Origin of the sequence: Dietzia sp. 111N12-1, assembly GCF_001658045.1 — a bacterium.
Classification (GTDB): domain Bacteria; phylum Actinomycetota; class Actinomycetes; order Mycobacteriales; family Mycobacteriaceae; genus Dietzia; species Dietzia kunjamensis.
In genome coordinates this window covers 1-1,137 of record NZ_LSSV01000095.1, presented here as the reverse complement: position 1 = coordinate 1,137, position 1,137 = coordinate 1, and the positions used below count along the sequence as shown (strand labels likewise).

Below are 1,137 nucleotides of genomic sequence, written 5' to 3'. Positions count from 1 at the left end.
CGAAGTTGTGGCGCGGCGGCGGGCAGGAGGTCGCCCACTCGAGGGAGTTGCCCGCGCCCCACGGGTCGTCGACCGTGACGATCTCCCCGTAGCGCCAGCTCTTGATGATGTTCCAGATGAACGGCAGCATCGCGATGCCGAGGATGAACGAACCGACCGTGGAGATCTGGTTGAGGACCGTGAAGTTGTCCGAATCCAGGTAGTCGGCGTACCGGCGCGGCATGCCCTGGTTGCCCAGCCAGTGCTGTACCAGGAACGTCGTGTGGAAACCGATGAAGATCAACCAGAAGTGGATCTTGCCGAGCCGCTCGTCGTACATCCGGCCCGTCATCTTGGGGAACCAGAAGTACACGCCGGCGAACGTGGCGAACACGATGGTGCCGAAGAGCGTGTAGTGGAAGTGCGCCACGATGAAGTACGTGTCCGAGATGTGGAAGTCGATCGGCGCCGAGGCCATCATCACGCCGGTCAGACCGCCGAAGAGGAAGGTGATGATGAAGCCGAGGGCGAACAGCATCGGCGTCTCGAAGGTCATCTTGCCGCGCCACATCGTGCCGATCCAGTTGAAGAACTTCACGCCGGTCGGGACCGCGATGAGGAACGTCATGAAGGAGAAGAACGGCAGCAGCACCGCGCCGGTGACGTACATGTGGTGCGCCCACACGGCCGTCGACAGTGCGGCGATCGCGAGGGTCGCGAAGACCAGGCCGGCGTAGCCGAACAGCGGCTTGCGAGAGAAGACCGGGAAGACCTCGGAGACGATGCCGAAGAACGGCAGCGCGAGGACGTACACCTCGGGGTGACCGAAGAACCAGAACAGGTGCTGCCACAGGATGGCGCCACCGTTGCCCGGATCGAAGATGCGACCACCGAAGGTGCGGTCGTAGAAGACGCCGAGTGCGGCCGCGGTGAGCAGCGGGAAGATCAGGAGGATGAGGACCGACGCCACGAGGATGTTCCACGTGAAGATCGGCATCCGGAACATGGTCATACCCGGTGCGCGCAGGCAGATGATGGTGGTGACGAAGTTGACGGCACCGAGGACGGTGCCGATGCCGCCGATGCCGACGCCGAGGATCCAGAGGTCCGCGCCGACGTTCGGCGAGTGGATCTTGTCCGCCAGCGGCATGTACATGG

The 1,137-nt window shown here is 63.4% G+C and carries 1 protein-coding gene; it reads right to left on the bottom strand.

The window, feature by feature from the left end; translation table 11 throughout:
- Window positions 1-1,137 (bottom strand): cbb3-type cytochrome c oxidase subunit I (locus AYO52_RS16750; protein ID WP_172812197.1); only part of this gene is annotated, 1,137 nt, incomplete at both ends.